The organism is Trinickia caryophylli (genome assembly GCF_034424545.1).
GTDB classification, from domain to species: Bacteria; Pseudomonadota; Gammaproteobacteria; order Burkholderiales; family Burkholderiaceae; genus Trinickia; species Trinickia caryophylli.
This window is the reverse complement of record NZ_CP139971.1, coordinates 193,604-214,419: the sequence shown is the minus strand read 5'-3', so window position 1 is coordinate 214,419 and position 20,816 is coordinate 193,604. Positions and strand designations below refer to the sequence as shown.

At 65.4% G+C, this 20,816-nt stretch carries 17 protein-coding genes; 12 read left to right on the top strand and 5 right to left on the bottom strand.

Annotated features, from left to right (window positions below):
• Nucleotides 1–166 precede the first annotated feature (166 nt).
• On the top strand, nt 167–1,117 hold the full coding sequence (locus U0034_RS20285; RefSeq protein WP_085230770.1) for a response regulator transcription factor: 951 nt from the start codon (nt 167–169) through the stop codon (nt 1,115–1,117).
• Between the two features lie 31 nt (nt 1,118–1,148).
• Here the strand turns inward: U0034_RS20285 and U0034_RS20280 are convergent, their stop codons facing one another.
• Nucleotides 1,149–3,491: a hypothetical protein gene (locus U0034_RS20280; RefSeq protein ID WP_199187127.1), complete on the bottom strand. Its 2,343-nt coding sequence runs from the start codon at nt 3,489–3,491 to the stop codon at nt 1,149–1,151.
• 1,084 nt (nt 3,492–4,575) lie between these two features.
• The gene (locus U0034_RS20275; protein WP_085230752.1) at nt 4,576–5,229 is read right to left on the bottom strand and encodes a dienelactone hydrolase family protein; all 654 of its coding nucleotides are present in this window, start codon (nt 5,227–5,229) and stop codon (nt 4,576–4,578) included.
• A gap of 430 nt (nt 5,230–5,659) precedes the next feature.
• Between U0034_RS20275 and U0034_RS20270 the strand changes: the two genes are divergently transcribed.
• Nucleotides 5,660–6,367, top strand: a complete 708-nt coding sequence (locus tag U0034_RS20270) for a glycine zipper 2TM domain-containing protein (RefSeq protein WP_233212110.1) — start codon at nt 5,660–5,662, stop codon at nt 6,365–6,367.
• A 206-nt stretch (nt 6,368–6,573) separates the two neighbouring features.
• Here the strand turns inward: U0034_RS20270 and U0034_RS20265 are convergent, their stop codons facing one another.
• A complete protein-coding gene (locus U0034_RS20265; protein WP_085230773.1) occupies nt 6,574–7,359 on the bottom strand; it encodes an SDR family oxidoreductase in 786 nt (261 codons plus the stop codon).
• A 141-nt stretch (nt 7,360–7,500) separates the two neighbouring features.
• Here U0034_RS20265 and U0034_RS20260 point away from each other — a divergent pair, with 141 nt between their 5' ends.
• The 5 genes from U0034_RS20260 (at nt 7,501) to chrA (ending at nt 11,893) form a co-directional block, all read left to right on the top strand.
• Nucleotides 7,501–8,508, top strand: a complete 1,008-nt coding sequence (locus U0034_RS20260; protein WP_085230753.1) for an SDR family oxidoreductase — start codon at nt 7,501–7,503, stop codon at nt 8,506–8,508.
• A 121-nt stretch (nt 8,509–8,629) separates the two neighbouring features.
• Nucleotides 8,630–9,592: a universal stress protein gene (locus tag U0034_RS20255; protein ID WP_085230754.1), complete on the top strand. Its 963-nt coding sequence runs from the start codon at nt 8,630–8,632 to the stop codon at nt 9,590–9,592.
• A 119-nt stretch (nt 9,593–9,711) separates the two neighbouring features.
• Nucleotides 9,712–10,179 carry a hypothetical protein gene (locus U0034_RS20250; RefSeq protein ID WP_085230774.1) on the top strand — a complete coding sequence of 156 codons (468 nt, stop codon included), beginning with the start codon at nt 9,712–9,714 and terminating at the stop codon, nt 10,177–10,179.
• A gap of 120 nt (nt 10,180–10,299) precedes the next feature.
• Nucleotides 10,300–10,623, top strand: a complete 324-nt coding sequence (locus U0034_RS20245) for a hypothetical protein (protein ID WP_085230755.1) — start codon at nt 10,300–10,302, stop codon at nt 10,621–10,623.
• Nucleotides 10,619–11,893, top strand: a complete 1,275-nt coding sequence (gene chrA, locus U0034_RS20240; protein ID WP_085230756.1) for a chromate efflux transporter — start codon at nt 10,619–10,621, stop codon at nt 11,891–11,893. The genes U0034_RS20245 and chrA overlap by 5 nt, the downstream gene beginning before the upstream one ends.
• 30 nt (nt 11,894–11,923) lie before the next feature.
• Here chrA and U0034_RS20235 read toward each other — a convergent pair whose 3' ends face one another.
• Nucleotides 11,924–12,577 (bottom strand): peroxiredoxin, encoded by a 654-nt coding sequence (locus tag U0034_RS20235; RefSeq protein WP_085230757.1) that lies wholly within the window; start codon nt 12,575–12,577, stop codon nt 11,924–11,926.
• A 597-nt stretch (nt 12,578–13,174) separates the two neighbouring features.
• Between U0034_RS20235 and nirB the strand changes: the two genes are divergently transcribed.
• The 5 genes from nirB to U0034_RS20210 are packed head-to-tail and all read left to right on the top strand — an operon-like array spanning nt 13,175 to nt 20,386.
• Nucleotides 13,175–15,607 carry a nitrite reductase large subunit NirB gene (gene nirB, locus U0034_RS20230; RefSeq protein ID WP_085230758.1) on the top strand — a complete coding sequence of 811 codons (2,433 nt, stop codon included), beginning with the start codon at nt 13,175–13,177 and terminating at the stop codon, nt 15,605–15,607.
• Between the two features lie 10 nt (nt 15,608–15,617).
• Entirely contained in the window at nt 15,618–15,944 is a 327-nt protein-coding gene (gene nirD, locus U0034_RS20225; RefSeq protein WP_085230759.1) for a nitrite reductase small subunit NirD, read from the top strand.
• 16 nt (nt 15,945–15,960) lie between these two features.
• Nucleotides 15,961–18,678: a nitrate reductase gene (locus U0034_RS20220; RefSeq protein ID WP_085230760.1), complete on the top strand. Its 2,718-nt coding sequence runs from the start codon at nt 15,961–15,963 to the stop codon at nt 18,676–18,678.
• Between the two features lie 8 nt (nt 18,679–18,686).
• A complete protein-coding gene (locus tag U0034_RS20215; RefSeq protein ID WP_085230775.1) occupies nt 18,687–19,262 on the top strand; it encodes an ANTAR domain-containing response regulator in 576 nt (191 codons plus the stop codon).
• 2 nt (nt 19,263–19,264) lie between these two features.
• On the top strand, nt 19,265–20,386 hold the full coding sequence (locus tag U0034_RS20210) for a CmpA/NrtA family ABC transporter substrate-binding protein (RefSeq protein WP_085230761.1): 1,122 nt from the start codon (nt 19,265–19,267) through the stop codon (nt 20,384–20,386).
• An 84-nt stretch (nt 20,387–20,470) separates the two neighbouring features.
• Here U0034_RS20210 and U0034_RS20205 read toward each other — a convergent pair whose 3' ends face one another.
• Nucleotides 20,471–20,770 carry a TFIIB-type zinc ribbon-containing protein gene (locus tag U0034_RS20205; RefSeq protein ID WP_085230762.1) on the bottom strand — a complete coding sequence of 100 codons (300 nt, stop codon included), beginning with the start codon at nt 20,768–20,770 and terminating at the stop codon, nt 20,471–20,473.
• Nucleotides 20,771–20,816 lie beyond the last annotated feature (46 nt).

The window sequence follows — 20,816 nt, the reverse complement described above, 5'->3', positions numbered from 1 at the left end:
AAGCGCTGGCCGCCGTTTTATGCATGCGATGAATACGCGCGAAACAAACGGTTACATCCTTGTAACGTCGAAGCGTTTACTGTCCGGTTATCCGCAGTCATTTGCAAGCCGCAATACCGCTTCATCGATCGGCAAACACCGCGCGAATGGAGCCACTGGAGACGAAATGAAGCTCGCGGTCATGACTCGGAGTCCGGCGCTTTTCCAATCGATCAGCAAATGCTTCGAGGCTGACGGCGGGCAATGCATCCGGTTTTCCGACGAAGCGGTTCTTGCACGCGCATTGTCTCGCGACGACTACCATGCCATTCTCGTCGATGCCGACCGTGTAGGCGGCACGATGCATCCGGGCCTCGCGCGCCGCGAACGCAGGGCCCCGCTGATCGTGATCGGCGCCTGCGAAAACAAGGCTGGCATCATGGAGCTGTTCGACGCCGGTGCAGACGATGTCGTGCTCCGTCCGCTCAACACAGCCGAATTGCTGCTGCGTGTCCACCTCGCTTTGCGTCGCTTTCATCCCGAGCAGGCGGCGGATGCGGCCGAGCGCCTCGAATGCGGCCCTTGCGTGCTCGATCGCCGGACCTGCACGGTCTGGGTCGACGGGCAGCCGGTGCGGCTCACCCTCCGTGAGTTCGCCATTGCGTGGCTCGTCTTCGCGCGCCCCGGCGAGTACGTCAGCCGGCGCCAGATCGCAGCAGCCGTGTGGAGCAGTTCGGAAGACATCGTCGGCCGTACGCTGGAGCAGCACATTTACAAGCTGCGCAAAAAGCTGGGCCTGAACGGCAACCACGGCGTGCGGCTGCGTACCATGTACGCGCACGGTTATCGTATCGAGTTGGATCCGCTCTGGTATGCGGCCACCTCCGCGCAGGCCCCGGGGCACGCGCGTGTCGCTCGCACGTTCGCTGGCGATATCGGCACGCTTCAGGCGTTACCGGTGTCCGGCACCGGCCGGCGCACCGAAGCACTCGCAACGGCGCAGGTCGATGCCTTCGCCCCCCGCTCGAGGCTCCGCCCGGCGCCGCGCGGGGACCTTGCGCGCACACCGGTCCCACACGCCGGCGCGGACCTCGAAGACGCACTCGCCGCTTGTGCGGCAAGCCATCACGGGCGGTGAGATTCGCGGGTGGTGTCTCGGCTGCGCGTCGTCAGACCTTCACCTTCAGATGTAGGCGCACCGCCTCGTAATCGTAGAGCTCGTCCTTCATTGCCGAGATCGTGTTTGCGCGCCCCGCTCCCGCCCCTGGGCGCCGGGCCAGTCCCGCCTGCGCCAGCGCGTCGAGCGCTTCGCGCAACCGAGCCTTGGCTTGGCGATGCTCGCCCCCGGGCCACCATTTCGCGCGAACAAGGTGGGCCAGCCCCACAGGGCCGCTTACCAGCCCATGCCGAACGGCCCGTCCGACGAGCTTCAATTCGTCCCACGTCGAGTGGACATGCCGACGATAGCCCGCCGTTGCGCTCAAATCCACGCGCCGGCCCGCTGCCTCGAAAACCCAGCGTGCCTCATGCGTACGTGCCCGCTCGGGATCGACCAGCGTCTGCGACAGCAGTTTCTTGTTGTCGGCCTTGCTCATGCGGACCTCGCCGGTGGCCGCCGTGAACACGGCACCGCCCGTCACTCCGGCGGCGATGGTACCGGCTTCGGCCGATGGGTGAAGGTGGGTATGATGGCCGTGATCGTCGAGCGCATAGGACGAATCGATTGCGCCAATGGCATCGACAATCGGCAGCGCGGTACCCGTCGACACGCCACCGTGAAAAGCCTGCACATAGCGCTGTACGATCTGAGCGCTTTCGCCGGGCCTGCGCATGCGCGCGCGGCGGTTCGCCTTTTCGAGCTTTTTCAGATCGTCGAGGCATCGGCCAATGACGCTGTCCTCGGGAATCGCGGCCCAGCGCGCCGCGTCGAAAGACTCGAAGTCGGCCGCGTGCTGCTTGGTTCGCTGGATTTCCGCACTCAGGTGCGACAACCGCGCACGATGTGACATGACCGTTCGATCCGGCGTGGGGTCATCCGCGTCCGAGGCTCCGAGTTTGCGCTCGAGCTCCGCATGCTCGCGCAGCAATTCGCCTAGCGCATCCTCATAGACTTCCCGCACAGCTGCGATCCGCACCTCGGGCTGTGTAATGAAGACCCGCCTGAGCGCGGCTTCCGAGAGATGTTCGCACCGGAGGTCCTTGAAATGGATGCGCGCGGCATCCGTACTCAGAAAATCGGCCCACTTGGTATTGGCTCGAAACGCGTATCGATGCTTGTTGCGCCGCTCGTCGAGATAGCCGGCGCCCCACTGCAACGGCACGGCTGCCCCCAGCACGGCGGGCCCGACGATCTGGCCGACTACCGGCACGGCCGCCGTCACGACGGTACCGACAGCGGCCACGCCATTTACCGCCATTCCCCAGCCTTTGCTGTATGTCTGCGTCCGGTTCAATCCGATCCGGCGCCTGTATTGCCGATCGGCGACATCGTGCAGTGCAAGAAACGAATCGACCAGCGGCCCGAGCGCTTCGTGCTCGCGCCCCAACCGAGCGGCCTCCCGGAACCGCTGTATCGCCCGCGTCAGTTCGCCGCGCCGCTCCTCGAGCGAGCGAACGATCGTCGCCAGGTCAGGGCTTTTTTCTATCTGGGCGGCCACCACCGGCTGACCGCCCACGCGCTTGAATGCCTCCTTGACGTCGGTCACCGATCTCAGGCTGCCCGTCAATGCGGGATTGACGATGTTCGGCGGCAATTCGTGCGCGATGATCTTGACCGCCTTTTGCCCCGCTTTCAGCGCGTGGCCCGTGCCGGGAATCAGTGAGACGCCTGCACTCGCACCAGCCGCGGCCAATGCCGTGAGGCGGCCCGCAACGCTGTGCAGCCCTTCGTAGAGTCCGGCTTTATGAATTCCCTTTTGGTATAGCTCGACATCGATGTTCAGCGCACACAATAAATGGTGCTGCGCGAGGTTGGTCAGCAAGGTCCTCGTATAGCGCTTCGGATTCGCCTGTACGTCGGCTATCAAATCGTCGGCCGACATGACTGCCAGCGCCTCGAAGCGGCGGCGGGCAGCCGCGCTTTTCGGCAGACGCGGTGCAAATCGCGCCCATTGATTCTTTTTGCAGTAAACCTCGGCCGCGCAACGAAGCTTGACCGCCGACAGCGCCCGCTCCAGATCGAGCGGGCGCCGCGTTGCCGACAGGTAGCTGTCGAGCAACCGGCCGCGCTCTGCTGTGGCCGGTTGCGGCGCGGCGATTTCAGCGGGCGTCTGCGCAGTCGAGACATCGTTGGTCGGTGCAGCCTCGCCATCGTTCGCCGGTGGGTCGGCCAGGGCGATTTCGGTCGAAATCCGCGGTGTGCGAAAAGAATCCGGCGTTTCCGGGAACACCTCGGATACCGCGCTGTGAAAAGACGAGGACGATGTATCCGAGTCCAGCCGGTTCTCGATGCAGCAGGCAATGCTCGACCGCGACTCGAACGTCGGCGCGTTGCCGGGCGGATCCTCCGTCATGGATAACGGCCGCTCGAGGCCAGCCTGGGAAAAGCCGGCGCCGGCCTCCAATCGGTCCCGCGACGGCGGCGAAACTCTTTCCCGAATCGAATGAGGGAGCGGCGCCATGGGTCGTGCGGCAGGACTCGCATCAGAGGCGCAGCCTGGCTGCCCCCGCAACCGTAATGCGGTGAAGTGCGGGCTCGATTGAGACCGCTCGGAACGGCTACGGGCAACGGAAGGAGGATGCGATCCGGTCTGCTGCACGGCCTGTTCAGGCAGAGCGGCATCGCTGTTAGAGGTTCTTTTGATTTCCATATGAACGATTGCACGTGTTGACGGTGTCATACATTACGCACCGACAAATTCAACAATGCGCATTTGCACGACCGACATACACTATCCAAAAACACAACTAAAACAATCGCCCCAAACGAAAATGAAGCCAACATATCGCAAATCAAAATATGCGATATAAAAATCATGGATTGATATAACGACATCGCCTCCTAAACGAGTACAAAGAAGATATCCAGCCCGTGCTTCCAACGGACGGCGCCTGCCGGTCGGGGGCAGCGAGGCAGAAGCGGCCCCCGACCGGCAGGCGCCGATGCAATCCGAATACATCGAATTTCGCTGAAGGGAAAATTTCTTCGCCTTTTCCTAATCAAAAACAAGAATCCAGCGCAATAATTCATCGCACCAAACTTCCCTTATCGTTTTATTGACAGAGTATAAATCATGCGAATCGGTCAAACGCTAACCCCAAGAGATACCACCGACACAGCGGTACTGCGTACCAGGCCCATGAGCGAGGTCATGGCCTCGGCCCCGCCAGTTCGATCCGCCGCCCCCGCGGCGCTTTCCGGCTTGCCGGTGCGCGAGACCGCTCCGGTAGGCGAAACCACGCCGGCACGTGAGGCCGAAGCGAGCGCTGCGGCCGGAACATCCGGCCAGGCGCCTGCCGACGCGGCCGCCGCAGCCGAGACGCTGATGCTATTCAGCCGCGGCATCCGCGGCTGAGGCATTCGTTTCCGACGCGCCTCGCGAGGCGCGTCGGAATGCAGTGCGAGCAGATCCCGATCAACTCGATCGCCGGCTCGAGCTAGCCGCCGCCCCCCAGGTGCGAGACGAACCAGTTCGCGGCGAGTACCGAGACGGTCTCCAGCGTACCCGGCTCTTCGAACAAATGCGTCGCTCCAGGCACGATTTCGATCTTGTGCTCACAGTGCAACTGCGCCGCGGCTTGCTCATTGAGGCGAATGACGTCCGGATCGAATTCGCCGACGATGAGCAACGTCGGCGCATTCACTTGCGCGAGCGCCTCTCGGGCGAGATCGGGGCGCCCCCCGCGCGATACGACGGCTCGTACCGTTTCGCCTTTCGTTGCCGCCGCGCAAAGCGCGGCAGCCGCACCCGTGCTCGCACCGAAGAGCCCCAACGGCAACGCGGCCGTGGCGGAGTCCTGCCGCAGCCAGTCGATGGCCACGCTCAACCGGCGCGAAAGCAGCGGAATGTTGAAGCGATACTCGGCCGAAAAAACATCGTGTCTGTATTCCTCGGCTGTCAGTAAATCGAACAGCAAGGTCGCAAGCCCCGCTTGCTGCAAAACGCCAGCCACATCGCGATTGCGCGGGCTCAGCCGGCTGCTGCCGCTGCCATGCGCAAACGCGACGACGCCGACCGCGCGCTCGGGCACCGTCAACATACCGGCCAGCGCGACATAATCGCCCCCTATTTCCACTTCCCTGCTTTGCATAACCGGTCCCCGAAGCGCTCGGGCGACGTCGCCCAAATGGAGCAGTCCTACCCGAACTCATCGTAGTAACGGCGCGTCCGCACACTGTTGACGCGCATCAACCCTTGCGCGTGCGCGGCATCGGAGCGCGGCCGGGCGGTATCCGGCCCAAACCGTCGACGCGGCTTCCAGCGGAAAGCCATGGGCTCCGTCTGCATATTTCGCACCGACGCACACCGATCCCATTTGCATCAAGGTGTTACGCATGCTCTCCCGCCGATATCCACAGGGACATTCACAGAATCTGTGGACAAATAGGCGCCGCCACGTCCCGGTGCCCCTTGCGCGCCTCGGCCGTTGTTGAACAAACGCTTACAAATGTCACGAGTGGACGGTCCACCGATCGCGTGTACGCGGCGTTTTTGCAGACAAGCCCTCACCGGAGCCTGTCATGGACATGAATACCCACACGAACACGAACCTGGCCAATCAGCTTTCTCCGCGTCACCGCATTCATCCGCTCATCGCCGCAGCCGCTGTAGCCGTCGTGCTCGTCAGCGCCACCGGCATCGCGGCGATGACTGGCTTGCTGCCCACCTCGCGGGCCGTAACCGCCCCGCCGCCGGAGCTCGCCGCATCGGCGCCGATGGTCGCAGCCAGCGCCCCGACCGTCGCAACGAACGCAGTCACGCCGCAGCGGGCCTCGCAACAAGCTCAGCCGAGCACACCGCGCGTGCCGCACCACCGCGCGCCCGCGCCCTCTTACGCCGAAAACGGCAGCTACGGTACGACGGCGCCCGCGCGCGCGCCGCAGCAGGCCGCGATCGATCCGAGCGCCGGCGAAATCGTTGCGATCAACCCGGTGGAAACTCCGGTGCAATCGACGGGCATCGGCGCGGTGGGCGGCGCCGTCGCGGGGGGCCTGATCGGAAACCAGTTCGGCGGCGGACGCGGCCGGATCTTGACGACGATCGCCGGCGCCGTCGGCGGCGGGTTGGCCGGTAATGGCATCGAGCATGCCGTGCGCAAAACCACCACGTATCAGGTGCAGGTGCGTATGCAGGACGGCAGCTACCGAAACTTCAGCTACAACGCGCAGCCCGCGCTGCAGGTCGGCGAGCGCGTCCACGTGGTAGGCGATTCGCTGAGCGCCTCGTAACGCGCACACGGCAAGGCAGGCCGCCGCGGTGTAAGGCGTGCCTGTAACCGCTGCAGATTTTCTTGCCGCGCACGCCCTGGCCGCCGCCCGCTCATATCAAGGCGGCGAGCGCCGATCGCGCCGCGGCGCAGTTGGCCCTCCATCGCGTTAGCCGACGCGGGCAAGACGGGTTGCCGCCGGCGCCGGCGTCGGCGCCGGCATGACAGTCAACCGACGAGCAGCGACTGCCCGCCGTCGATCCACACCGGCGTGCCTGTAATGAATTTCGCCCGCTCGGAACTCAGGAAAGCGACGAGTTCTGCCACGTCGGCGCCCTTGCCCGCACGGCCGTCCGTCAACGGAATCTTGCCCTCCGGATAGTCCGCTGCCTCCGAGGCTTCCTGGCTGTTGCGGGCGCGCGTATTCTCGCCGATATCCGTATCGATCTTGCCGGGGCAGACGACGTTGACCCGTATTCGATGCTTCGCCAACTCGAGCGCGAGCATCTGGCCCAATGCAAGCAGGCCCGCTTTCGTCGTCGAATAGGCCGACGCGCCGCCGTGGCTGAACATGCGCGTGCCGTTGATCGACGAGACGATGACGATCGAGCCGCTACCCGCGCGCTTCAGATGCGGCACCGTGTAATGCAGCGTCAGATAGGTGCCGCGCAAATTCGTGTTCACCGTGTTGTCCCATTCGGCGGGCTGCAATTCGTCGATGGGTGCCCACACGCCGTTGATGCCCGCGTTCGCGACCACGATGTCGAGCGTGCCGTATTGCGCCACACCGCATTCGATCGCGTCCCGCCACGCGTTCTCGTCGCGCACGTCGGCCGTCACGCCGAAGGCATCGCCGCCTTCGCGCAAGATCTCGGCAACCGTCGCCTCGGTTTCCTCGTCCTTGTGCGCGTGTGCGATGACACGCGCACCGTCGGCGGCGAGCTTGAGCGAACAGGCCTTGCCGATGCCCGAGCCCGCCCCGGTCACGAGCGCCACGCGTTGTTGCAGATCCATCGTCCCTTCCCCCATTGCGACACCGGCCGCGTCTTATCGAATGCGGCGGCAATCGCTGTACCCGGAAACGCGCGGGGCACCGCCGTTGCTTGACGAATAGCCGTTCACACGACCTTCGTGGATTCGAAAAGGAGTTCGATCGTGGCTTCCGACGAAATTTCGACATCGCGGCGCAAGCTCATGCAAGGTGCGACCGCCGGCCTCATGACCGCGGTGGCGGCGCGCGCGGTGGCCGATCCAGCCGCTTCATCGCCGAGCGCAAGCCCCGGGGTGCCGCCCGATCCGCGCACCCTCTATCCGCACGCGCCGTTTCCCGCTCAGCAGCAACCATGGCCCGGCCTGGCCGGCAAGATGACGCCGCGGCCAGATCACGGCGAAAAAAGCTATCGAGGCTCGGGCAAGCTCGCTGGACGCCGTGCGCTGATCACGGGCGCCGATTCCGGCATCGGCCGGGCGGCCGCCATCGCGTATGCGCGCGAGGGCGCCGACGTCGCGCTTTCGTATCTGCCGGCGGAAGAGCCCGACGCGCGCGAGGTGGTTCAACTGATCCAGTCGGCCGGCCGCAAAGCGGTCGTGTTGCCCGGCGATATCCGCCAGGAGGCAACGTGCCGGCAGCTCGTGGGCGATGCCGTGCGCGGCCTGGGCGGTCTCGACATTCTCGTCAACAATGCCGCGCGCCAGCAGACGCACGACTCGATTCTCGACATCACGACCGAGCAGTTCGACTGGACGCTGCGCACGAACCTCTACGCGCTCTTCTGGATCACGCAGGCGGCCATCCCCCACATGCCACCAGGCTCGGCCATCGTCAACACCACCTCGGTCAACGCCTACGACCCATCCGTCAACCTGCTCGACTACTCGATGACCAAGGCGGCGATCGCCAATTTCACCAAAAGTCTCGCCAAGCAATTGGTGAGCCGAGGCATACGCGTCAACGGCGTGGCGCCGGGGCCGTTCTGGACCCCGTTGCAGGTAACGGGCGGACAAACGACACAGAACGTGCAGCACTTCGGCGAACAAGTGCCGATGCACCGCCCCGGGCAGCCCGCGGAGCTTGCTTCGGTATACGTTCTGCTCGCATCGGCGCAGGGGAGCTATATCACGGGGCAGATCTACGGCGTGTCCGGGGGGCACGGCGAGCCCTGAAGAAACGGCGGGTATGGCGCGAAGTGCCCTTCTCTGCGCCGCAAGCCCCCTTGTCTTGACGCAAATCAACGGGTGCGCCGGCGACGATGGCATCTTACGATTACCCGACAAGGTCCTCGACATGGAGCAGACAATGAGCGTTCAAGATTCGCGCATCCCAACAGTAGCGCCCGCGCGCAGCATCCTCATTGCAGTCGACGGATCGCCGGCCTCCGGGCGGGCGCTTGCCTACGTGTCGAAGATCGCGCCAGCCGGTGCGCGAATCGCGGCCGTGAGCGTTGCCGACAACCCGCGCACGCTCGTGCCCACCACGCCGCTCGTGGACGCGGAACTCGAAGCGGCGCGCAAGGAACTGCTCCAGGATGCGCACAATGCGGTGGCACAAGCGCACGAAGTGTTTGCCGGCCAGGACGTCATACTGGAAACCGCCGTCATCGATCTGGCCAGGGAGGGCGGCGATATCGCCCGGGCACTCGCGAGCGAAGCCAACAGACGGGCAGCGGACCTCCTGGTGGTCGGCGCGCGCCAACATCACGGGCTGCTGCGCTGGGTCGAAGGCACGGTGTCCGAGCCACTGGCCGCACTCGCGCGGCGCCCGCTCCTGATCGTGCCCGAGGGCTATACCGCACCGATCGAGCACGCGCCGAAACGGATTGTTTTTCCTGTCGACGGAAGCGAGACGTCGGCCAAGGCGCTTCAATATGGATCGACGCTCGCGGCGCCGGATGCGCAATTGCGCGCCGTGTACGTCATCGACCGCGCCGTGCGGTTGACCGACTTCGTACCCGTTCATCTACTGGAAGACGCATTCAGAGACGAAGGCAAAGCCGCCCTTGCCACAGCGGCGCGCATCCTCTCGAGCGTCACGGCCCAATCGAGCACGGCGATGATCGAGACCGGACGCACGGCCGACGATGTTGCGCACGCCATCGTCCGCGATGCGTTGCATTGGCAGGCGGACCTCGTCGTGATGGGCACGCATGGCAGGCGCGGCATTGCGCGCTGGTTCGTCGGCAGCGTGGCCGGCCGCGTTGCCCGGATCGCGCAAACACCGCTCCTGCTCGTACCCGCGGCCCTCGCATGACGGGTGGCCGGCGCCGCGCCGCGCCGCGCCTCTCCTCGCGCGGGCGCGGGCAATTGCGCTATCATCCTTGCAGCTTTGCCGATGGGGTAATCGGATATCAGGCTCGCAAGGAGACCACCGTGATCGATGTGAACGTCTGGCTGACCTCTCAGGAACACTCGCTGCGTGCGATCGGCGAGGTCATGGGCGAGCGCGGATTGATCGTGGTGGGTATGGGGCGCGCGGGCGAGCGCGGCTTCCAGATGATCTATCGCTTTTCCGACGCCTGCGATTCGCTCGCCGCCTCGGGCGTGAACGTGATCTTCGTGTATCCGAAAGAATCGGCCCGCCACGTGTTCGACGCCACCTCCATTCGCGGGGCGCGCTATCGCGGCAAGTCCTGCCTTTTTCTCGACGCCCAGGGGCGATTCTTCAGGAGTCCTGTCCATCCGCGATCGCTGCGCGCAATTCACGTGGATCGCGAGCTGCAACAGCGCGCGGCAGCCGATGTTCCGTTGCTCGACGAAACCTGGGATAAGCGGCTGCGCGCGTTCTTCACCGCAGTAGCCGTCCCCCCGGCGCAGGTAGAGACCCACGCTCACCACTGACCCGCATCTGCCGCCCGGCGGCGGACGTTTCCGCCATTCGCACGCGTATGGCAATTCTCCGATAGCGTGCCGGCCCGCAACGGCGCTACACTCGGGCTGTCATCGCGCCGGAGAGCCATCATGACCGACCTCGATCCGAACCGGACATTCCGCGGGCTCCCCCTTACGCCCGAGCAGGACGCGGAAATCAGGCATTACATCAAGGTGTGCAAGCAGCAAGGCAAGCCCTGGGATACGCCCGAGCTTGCAGCCATGCTGCGCGACATGCTCGAGCCGCCCGGCGAAGACGACGCGGCCGACGACCTCGGCCCCGATTACGACATTACGCGCCGCGCCGCCGAGCGCGCGCATTATTCGGTCGATGACGAAATCAACCCGATCGAAGCATCCGAGGAATGGCAGGCGGCGCTGGAATCCGAGGTCATGAAGAGGCTCAATCATTAGGCCCGCCGCGCTCGCCGCCGGGCACCGCTCGCGCCACGCCTTCGAGGTATTCGCGGCTTTCCTGAAGCTTGGCCTGACGTCGTTCGGCGGCCCCGTCGCTCACCTTGGGTACTTTCGCCGCGAATTCGTCGAGCGCCGGCGCTGGCTCGACGATGCCGCCTACTCCGATCTCGTCGGTCTTTGCCAGTTTCTTCCGGGCCCCGCCAGCAGCCAGGTCGGCTTTTCGATCGGCCTCGCGCGCGCGGGCTGGGCCGGCGGAATCGCCGCATGGTGCGGCTTCACGCTGCCTTCCGTGCTGCTGCTCATCGCCTTCGCGATCGCCGCCCCCGATATGCGCGGCGGGTTCGGTCAAGGTCTCGCGCACGGGCTCAAGCTCACGGCGGTGGCAATCGTCGCGCAAGCCGTATGGGACATGGGGCGGCGCCTGTGTCCCGACGCGCGGCGTACCGCCATCGCCCTTGCCGCAGCCGCGCTCGTCAGCACCGTGAGCAGCGGCTTCGCCCAGCTTGCCGCCATCGTTCTCGGCGCCGTGGCAGGCCTCGCGCTCGGCCGGGTCGAACTTGCCCGTGGCGCCGATGCCGCCGCCCGCACGGCCTGCGCCGCGGCCCCGCATTCGCATATGGCGTCGGTCATCTCGCGCCGCGCCAGCCTGCTCGCATTCGCGACATTTTGTCTATTGCTCGCCGGCATGCCCCTCGTTGCAGGCGCATTGCGCGCGGCCGCGCCCGAAGCCGCCGCGATGTCGCGCGTCTTCGATGCCTTCTTCCGCTCGGGAGCGCTCGTCTTCGGCGGCGGGCATGTCGTGCTGCCGCTGCTGCAACATCAGCCCGCCATCGCAGGCGCGGTCGGCCCGGATGTCTTCCTTTCCGGCTATGGCGCCGCGCAAGCAGTGCCGGGGCCGCTTTTCAGCTTCGCGGCGTTTCTCGGATGGGTGATGGTGCCTGCTCCCTTGCAGTGGGCCGCCGCGGCACTCGCGACCATCGTCATTTTTCTGCCGGGGCTGCTGCTCGTGGTCGCGGCGCTGCCGCATTGGCAGTCGTTGCGTGCACGTCCCGCCATGGCCGCCGTCTTTGCTGGCGTCAACGCGGCTGTGGTGGGCGTACTGGGGGCCGCGCTCTATTCGCCGGTATGGACCAGTGCCGTCCTGCGCCCCGTCGATTTCGCCATTGCGGCCATCGGTTTTTTCCTGCTGGTGCGCTGGAAAGCGCCGCCGCTGCTGGTCGTGGCGCTTTGCGCGGCGGCCGGCATCGCGCTGGCCGCCGCGCACTGAGCGGGCTCGACGGCCCGCTCGCAGGCATCGTTACTTAGGCTGCGCAACCGTGCGCAGGTACGGCTTGAGCGTCTTGAAGCCTTCCGGGTACTTCTTTTTGGCCTCTTCGTCCGAGACCGACGTGGGGATAATGACGTCGTCGCCGGGGCGCCAGTTCACGGGCGTGGCCACCGCATGCTTCGCGTTGAGCTGCAGTGCGTCGAGCAGGCGCAGCACTTCGTCGAAATTGCGGCCCGCGCTCATCGGGTAGACGAGCATCGCCTTCACCTTCTTGTCCGGGCCTACGATGAACACCGAGCGTACCGTGGCGTTGTCCACGGCCGTGCGCGGGCCGCCGCTCGCGTTCGGGTGGATCATGTCGTAGAGCTTCGCGACGTTGAGATCGTGGTCGCCGATCATCGGGTAGTTGACCGGTGTGCCCTGCGTTTCCGCGATATCGCCGACCCATTTCTCGTGATCGCTGACCGGGTCCACGCTCAGGCCGATGATCTTCGTATTGCGCTTGTCGAATTCAGGCTTGAGCCGCGCCATATAGCCGAGTTCAGTCGTGCACACCGGCGTGAAATCCTTCGGATGCGAGAACAGGATTGCCCAGCCGTTGCCGATCCACTCGTGAAAGTTGATCGTTCCTTCGGTCGTTTCGGCAGTGAAGTCGGGTGCTTCGTCACCGATTCGGATGGTCATGTGGAACCTCCTTGGTCTCTTGCGTTGGCAAACCTGGGAAATCCATGCGCAAGCGATGCTTGCCGCCGTCACGGCAGGATCGGAGCGGGCGCCAAAAACGCCGCCCCGGATCGATGCCCCGTTGGCGGGACTCGGCGCTAAAGCGCCAACTCCGGCTGACACACCGCAAGGCACGGGGATGAGGCTCCGAATTATAGCCGCCGGCAGACGACGGCTGCGTCATTACGCGCACCGAACTCGCACGAGCCCGCGCCGAAGGGGTGCGACGTCCCGCCGCCAGTGCACTGCTGCGGTGCAACAGCGCAGGGCACCGCGTGCCTGCGCGCGGTGCACGTGGCCAGCAAACCCTTTTGCGGCGGCCGTTCCGGCTCGTTGGCACGCCCTTTGCATTAACGCCCGCGTACCCGGCAACGGTGTCGGGATGCATGCAATTCAAAACGCGGTGCGGCATCGATGCTTCATCGCGTTCGTTTCGAGGACAACGGCGTCCCCTCGTGTACCGGCACGAGCGGACGCCGTTTCGTTTTGCGCATGCGACTCCGATTATTCAGTCGAGCAACGACGCTGCGACGCCCCACGCTTGAAGGAGCAACAACGATGATGAAGCCACGACTCGTCGTGATCGGCAACGGGATGGCCGGTATCCGCACGATCGAGGAGCTGCTCGCGCTGGCGCCTGATCACTACGACATCACCGTGTTCGGCGCCGAGCCGCATCCGAACTACAACCGGATTCTGCTTTCGCCGGTGCTCGCGGGCGAGCAGACGTTCGACGACATCGTGCTCAATCCGCTCGATTGGTATGCTCAGAACGGCATCAATCTGCATCTCGGCAAGGCCATCGCGCGCATCGACCGCAAGCGCCGCTGCGTCGTGGCCGAAGACGGCACGGAAGCACCCTACGACCGCCTGCTGATCGCCACGGGCTCGCAGCCGTTCATCCTGCCCGTGCCGGGTGCACAGCTCAAGGGCGTCATCACCTATCGCGACATCCACGACACGCAGGCGATGATCGACGCCGCGAACGTGAAGCGTCATGCCGTCGTGATCGGCGGCGGCCTGCTCGGGCTCGAGGCGGCAAACGGCCTGAAGCTGCGCGGCATGGAAGTGACGGTCGTGCACCTCGCCGCGACGTTGCTCGAACGCCAGCTCGACACGAGCGCCGGCAAGCTGCTGCAGCGCTCGCTCGAAGCGCGCGGGCTCAACTTCCTGCTGTCCAAGGCGACGACCGAGATCGTCGGCAACGAAGCCGGCGAAGTCACGGCGGTTCGCTTCAAGGACGGCGACGAAGTCGCGGCCGATCTCGTGGTCATGGCGGCCGGCATTCGGCCGAACACGACACTCGCCGAACAGGCCGGGCTCTATTGCAATCGCGGCATCGTGGTCAACGACACACTGCAGACGTACGATCCGCGCATCTATGCCGTGGGCGAATGCGTGAGCCACCGCGGCATTGCCTATGGTCTCGTCGCACCGCTCTTCGAACAGGCGAAGGTCTGCGCGAACCACCTCGCGCTGATGGGCATCGGCACGTACAAGGGCTCGGTGCTTTCGACGAAGCTCAAGGTCACGGGTATCGACCTCTTCTCGGCTGGGGACTTCGTCGGCGGCGAGAACACCGAGCAGATCGTCATGTCGGATCCGGCCGGCGGCGTCTACAAGAAGCTCGTGATCGAGGACGACCGCCTCGTGGGCGCATGCCTGTATGGCGATACGAGCGACGGCGCCTGGTACTTCAAGCTGCTGCGCGAGGGGCGCAAGCTCGGCGAGCTGCGCGACCGGCTCATGTTCGGCGAATCGAGCATCGGCGACAGCGGCGTGCAAGGCCACAACCGCGCCGCGTCCATGGCCGACAGCGACGAAGTGTGCGGCTGCAACGGCGTATGCAAGGGCACGATCGTCAAGGCGATCACCGAGAAGGGTCTTTTCACGCTAGACGACGTGAAAAAACACACGAAGGCCGCGAGTTCCTGCGGCTCGTGCTCGGGCCTCGTCGAACAGATCCTCATGAGCACGGTCGGCACGAGCTTCCAGGAAACGCCGAAGACGAAGGCCGTGTGCGCCTGCACGGAGCGCACGCACGACGAACTGCGCAAGGCCATCCGCGAGCAAAAGCTGCTGACGCATCAGGCCGTCTACGATTTCCTCGAATGGCGTACGCCGAATGGCTGCGCCACGTGCCGCCCGGCGATCAACTATTACTTGATCTCCACCTGGCCGCACGAAGCCGCCGACGATCCGCAAAGCCGCTTCGTCAACGAGCGCGTGCACGCCAACATCCAGAAGGACAATACCTTCTCGGTCGTGCCGCAGATGAAAGGCGGCGTGACGACGCCCGACGAGCTGCGCCGCATCGCCGACGTGGCCGACAAATACAACATCCCGATGGTGAAGGTCACGGGCGGCCAGCGTATCGACTTGCTCGGCGTGAAGAAGGAAGATCTCGTCAACGTCTGGAAGGACCTCGGCATGCAGTCGGGGCATGCCTACGGCAAATCGATCCGCACGGTGAAGACGTGCGTGGGCAGCGAATTCTGCCGCTTCGGCACGCAAAACAGCACGCAGATGGGCATCGATCTCGAGACGATGCTCGCGAATATGTGGTCGCCCCACAAAGTGAAGCTGGCCGTCTCGGGCTGCCCGCGCAACTGCGCCGAAGCCGGCATCAAGGACGTCGGCGTCATCGCCGTGGATAGCGGCTGGGAGCTTTACGTCGGCGGTAACGGCGGCATCAAGACCGAGGTCGCGCAGTTCCTCGCCAAGGTGAAGACGCCGGAAGAGGTGAAGGAATATACAGGCGCCTTCCTGCAGCTCTATCGAGAAGAAGCGCATTACCTCGATCGCACCGTTCACTATCTCGCACGCGTGGGGCTCGACTACGTGAAGCGCAAGATCGTCGAAGATGCGGCGAACCGCAAGGCGCTCTACGAGCGGCTGCTGTACTCGCTCGACGGCCTGCCCGATCCGTGGCACGCGCGCATCGAAGGCACGCAGCAACGCGAATACATTCCGCTCACGGTTATCGAATAAGGATTGCATGATGGATCGCTCGACTCTCCCCAACTGGACTCACGTCTGCCAGGTGTCGGACATTCCGCGGCTCGGCAGCCGTGTTCTGAAGCGCGCCGATGGGGACATCGCGATATTCAGGACCTCCGACGACGAAGTGTTCGCGCTGCTCGATCACTGTCCGCACAAGGGCGGTGCGCTTTCGCAGGGCATCGTGCATGGCAAGGCCGTGACGTGCCCACTGCACAGCTGGAACATCGAGCTCGCCACGGGCGAAGCGCGCGCACCCGACGAAGGCTGCGCCCGGCGCTTCCCCGTGAAAGTCGACGGCGACGCCGTGTACCTCTGCCTCGCCTGACGGAGGCGATAAACGCATGAAAACCGTCACGCGCTCGACCTGTTGCTACTGCGGCGTAGGCTGCGGTGTGCTGATCGAGGCGGAGGATGGCCGCATCACCGGCATTGCCGGCGATCCTGACCATCCCGCCAATTTCGGTCGGCTCTGCACGAAAGGCCGCACGTTGCCGCTCACGGCGGCCACGACGGCGGGCCGCGCGCTGCAGCCCGAGCTGCGCACACAGCGCGACGCGGCACGCGAGCCCGTGGACTGGTCGAGCGCGCTCGACCACGTGGCCGAACGCTTCGCCGACATCATCGAGCGCCACGGGCCGGACGCCGTCGCCTTTTACATCTCCGGGCAACTGCTGACCGAGGACTACTACGTCTTCAACAAGCTGGCCAAGGGGCTCGTGCGCACGAACAACATCGACACGAACTCGCGGCTTTGCATGTCGAGTGCCGTCACGGCCTATAAAAAGGCGTTCGGTGCGGACGGCCCCCCGACCTGCTACGAAGACCTCGAACTGGCGCAGACGGTGCTCTTCGCGGGCAGCAACATGCCCTATGCGCACCCCGTGCTGTTTCGCCGGCTCGAAGATGCCAAAGCGAAGAACCCGTCCATTCGGTGGATCGTCGTCGATCCGCGCCGCACCGACGTGGCAGCGCTTGCCGACCTGCATCTCGCGATTCAGCCGGGCACCGACGTGGCGCTCTTCAACGGCATGCTCCATCACCTCATCTGGGAGGGGATGCTCGACCGGCATTTCATCGACGCGCACACGCACGGCTTCGCTGAACTGAAGGCGCTCGTGCGCGAGTATTCGCCGCGCGTGGCAGCCGGCATTTGCGGCATTGCCGAGCAAGACCTGATTCGGGCCGCCGAATGGTTCGCGGCGAGCCCGGCCACGCTGTCGCTCTATTGCATGGGGCTCAATCAGTCGAGCCATGGCACGGACAAGAACCTCTCGCTGATCAATCTGCATCTCGCCACGCGGCAGATCGGCCGGCCCGGCGCGGGACCGTTCTCGCTCACGGGCCAGCCCAACGCAATGGGCGGGCGCGAGGTGGGCGGCATGGCCACGATGCTCGCCGCGCACCGCGACATCGGCAATGCTGCGCACCGCGCCGAAGTCGAGGCGCTGTGGGGCGTGCAAGGCCTGTCCGATCGGCCGGGGATGCCCGCCGTCGAGATGTTCGATGCGATCGCCGACGGCCGGATCAAGGCCGTATGGATCGCCTGCACGAACCCGGTTCATTCGATGCCCGATATCGCACGCGTGCGCAAGGCGTTGAAGACGGCGGAGTTCGTCGTCGTGCAGGAAGCGTTCACGCAGACCGATACGGTGCCCTACGCCGACGTACTGCTGCCCGCGTCCACCTGGGGCGAGAAATCGGGCACCGTGACCAATTCGGAGCGCCGGATCTCGCGCGTGCGGCCCGCCATCGACGCGCCCGGCGAAGCGCGGCCCGACTGGTGGATCGTTGCCGAAGTCGCGCGGCGGCTCGAGCGCCGGCTCGCGCAAGACGAAGCGAGCCGCGGCGATACGGCCCCTGGCCTTTTTCCGTATGGCTCGCCAGCCGAGATCTTCGACGAACATCGCACGCTGACGGTCGGCCGCGATCTCGACATCGGTGGACTTTCGTACGCGGTGCTGGAAGAGCAAGGCCCTCGGCAATGGCCGTACGTGGCGCATGCACCGAGCGGGCTGGCGCGCCGGTACACCGACGGCCGTTTCGCGACGGCCGACGGCCGCGCGCAATTTCAGCTGACGCCCTATCTGCCCGTGGCCGAATCGGCCGATGCGCGTTATCCGTTCCGGCTCGTCACGGGCCGGCTGCGCGACCAGTGGCACGGCATGAGCCGTACGGGCCGCGCCGATGCACTCTTCGCGCATGCGCCCGAAGCGACCGTCGTCATGCATCGCGGCGATGCCACCCGGCGCGGCTTGAAGGAAGGCGACCTCGTGAGCGTGGCAAGCCGGCGCGGCAAGGTCGTGCTGCCGCTCGAAGTGTCGGACGACGTCCGTTCCGGCACGCTTTTCGCCGCGATGCACTGGAGCGGCCAGTACCTCAACAGCGGGGGCGTAAACGAAGCGACGATCGGCGCGGTCGATCCGTATTCCGGGCAGCCGGAGCTCAAACATGCCGCCGTGCGCATCGAGGTACCGGACCTGCCGTGGCGCGTAGTGGCCGCCAAACGCGGCGACACGCAGCAGTTGCGCGCGGCCGTCCAGCCGCTGCTGGCCGAACGCCGCTACGCGTCGGTACGCATCGAGGACGAAGGCCTGCTCGTCGTTTCGGCGGCGGACGGCATCGCCCATCCCGAATGGGTCGAAAAGCTGCACGATGCGCTAGGATTGCCACGTGGCGACGATCTGCTCGAATACCGCGACCCGCGCCGCGGCCGCGAGCAGCGTGTCGCCTGGAGCGACGGCAACGTGATCGACGGTTTTTTGCTGACGGGCGAGACGAGCGGCGCGCGCGCGATGATCGAGCAGATCCGCTCGGGCACCGCGTGGCCGGGCCCGCGCCATACGATTTTTCTGCCGGGCGGCGAGGACGCGCTGCGCGCGCTTGCGCCCCGGGCGCGCATCGTCTGCAACTGCAAGCAGGTCACGCAAACGCAGATCGAAGAGGCCGTCGCGGCACAGGCGAGTCTCGACGATTTGAAATCGACGCTCGGGTGCGGTACTGTCTGCGGCTCCTGTGTCCCTGAAATCAAGAGACTGATGAACGCCACAGCTGTTGCATGAGCTTATCGATGCTGCGCATCCTGCTCGTCACCGATACCGAGAAACCCATCGGCGAAATGCGCGAGGCCCTCGCACGCCTCGGCTATGAAATGCTTGCCGAGGCGGCTACGCCCCAGGCCTTGCCGAAAGTAGTCGAGCGCGAGCGGCCCGACGTCATCATCATCGATACGGAATCGCCTTCGCGCGACACGCTCGAAAACCTGGCCGTCATGAACGAAGCCGCCCCGCGGCCCGTGCTGATGTTCAGCCACGACGCGAATCAGCAGTTGATCCGCGAGGCCGTGGATGCGGGCGTGACCGCCTATTTGGCAGAAGGGCTGGCGCCCGAGCGGCTGGCGCCGATTCTCGAAGTGGCGCTCGCGCGCTTCGCGCACGAGGAAAAGCTGCGGCAGCGCCTGGCGAAGGTGGAAGGCGAGCTTGCCGAGCGCAAGACGATCGACCGCGCCAAACGGCTTCTGATGGAGCGCGGCAAGATGTCCGAGCACGACGCCTACGCCACGCTGCGCAAACGCGCGATGGACGCGGGCGTACGGCTCGCCGAGATCGCCCGCCGGCTCGTCGAGGCGGCCGACTCATCGAGGTAGAGATGGATACCGATACGCTTGCCCACGCCGAGCCGTCGCCCGTGCTCGAAAAGACGCACCTTCGGCTCGGGTTCGTCGCCCTTTCCGACGCCGCGCCGCTCATGGCTGCCAAAGTACTCGAATTCGGGCACCGGCACGGGCTCACGCTCGAACTATGCCGGCAACCCTCCTGGGCCGCCGTACGCGACAAGTTGCTATCGGGCGAACTCGATGCAGCCCACGCGCTTTACGGGCTCGTCTATGGCGTGCAGCTCGGCATCGGCGGGCCGCAGGCCGACATGGCCGTGCTGATGGTGCTCAACCGGAACGGCCAGGCCATTACGCTCTCGACCCCGCTTGCCCGGGCGCTCGACATGACCGGCGGCGATCTGAAAGCCGCGCTCGCCAAGCTCGGACGCACGCCCGTCTTTGCGCAGACGTTTCCCACCGGCACGCATGCGATGTGGCTCTACTATTGGCTCGCGGCCCAGGGCGTGCATCCGCTCAAGGACATCGAGAGCGTGGTGATTCCGCCGCCGCGGATGGTCGATGCGCTGGCGCGCCAGACGCTCGACGGTTTCTGCGCGGGCGAACCCTGGCATGCGCTGGCCGAAGCGAGCGGCGCGGGCGAAACCGTTGCCGCGACGAGCGAGATCTGGCCTGGGCACCCGGAAAAGGTGCTGGCCTGCCGGCGCGACTTCGTCTCGCGCTATCCGGCCACGGCGCGCGCGCTGATTCGCACGATGCTGGAAGCGTGCCGATGGGTGGACACGCCGTCGCATCGAGAAGAAATTGCACCGTGGCTTGCCGAAGCCGACGCGCTCGACGTGCCGCGCGAACTCATCGTACCTCGGCTTGTGGGGCGCGAAGGAGGCCGCCGCTTCGGCAAGCCTCCCCTGCCCGTCGCGTTCTTCGAGGGCGGCGCCGTCAACTATCCGCGCATTTCCGATGGGCGGTGGTTTATTGCGCAATACCGGCGCTGGGGTTTGCTCAAGGGCGAGCCCACCACGGCCGAGCAGGACGCGGCCGTGGCCGCCGCCATCAACCAGACGGCGCTTTATCGCGAAGCCGCCGCGCTGGCCGATGTACCGATTCCGGAAGAGACGCGCACGGATGTATTGTGCGACGGCATGACGTGGCGGTAAGCAGTTGCCGCCTCGCTGCCGCCGTTTCGGCCCGCGCCTTCCCGATACATCGTCGGCCCGCTTGATGACGGGCCTTTTGCACCGTCAATCGAAGTCGAACATATCGAACAGCGAACGCTTCCTGCGGTGCCCGTAGTTCCCTGAACGATAGTCGTCGTCGTGCTTGCGCCCGTGGTCATAGCGGCGTTCGTCGCGACGGCGGTAATCGTCGTCGCGGGAGTGCCGCGCCACGGATGCGTCCGGCGCATCGTCCTCGAGTGCTATCAGCTTGTCCAGCTCGCCGCGATCGAGCCAAATGCCGCGGCACGTCGGGCAATAGTCGATTTCGATCGAACGGCGCTCGGCCATCAACAGATCGGACGTCTTGCAAACGGGACACTTCATTTCGCTGCCTCCTATCAATACCGTGGATCGTGCAGTCAGACTACCG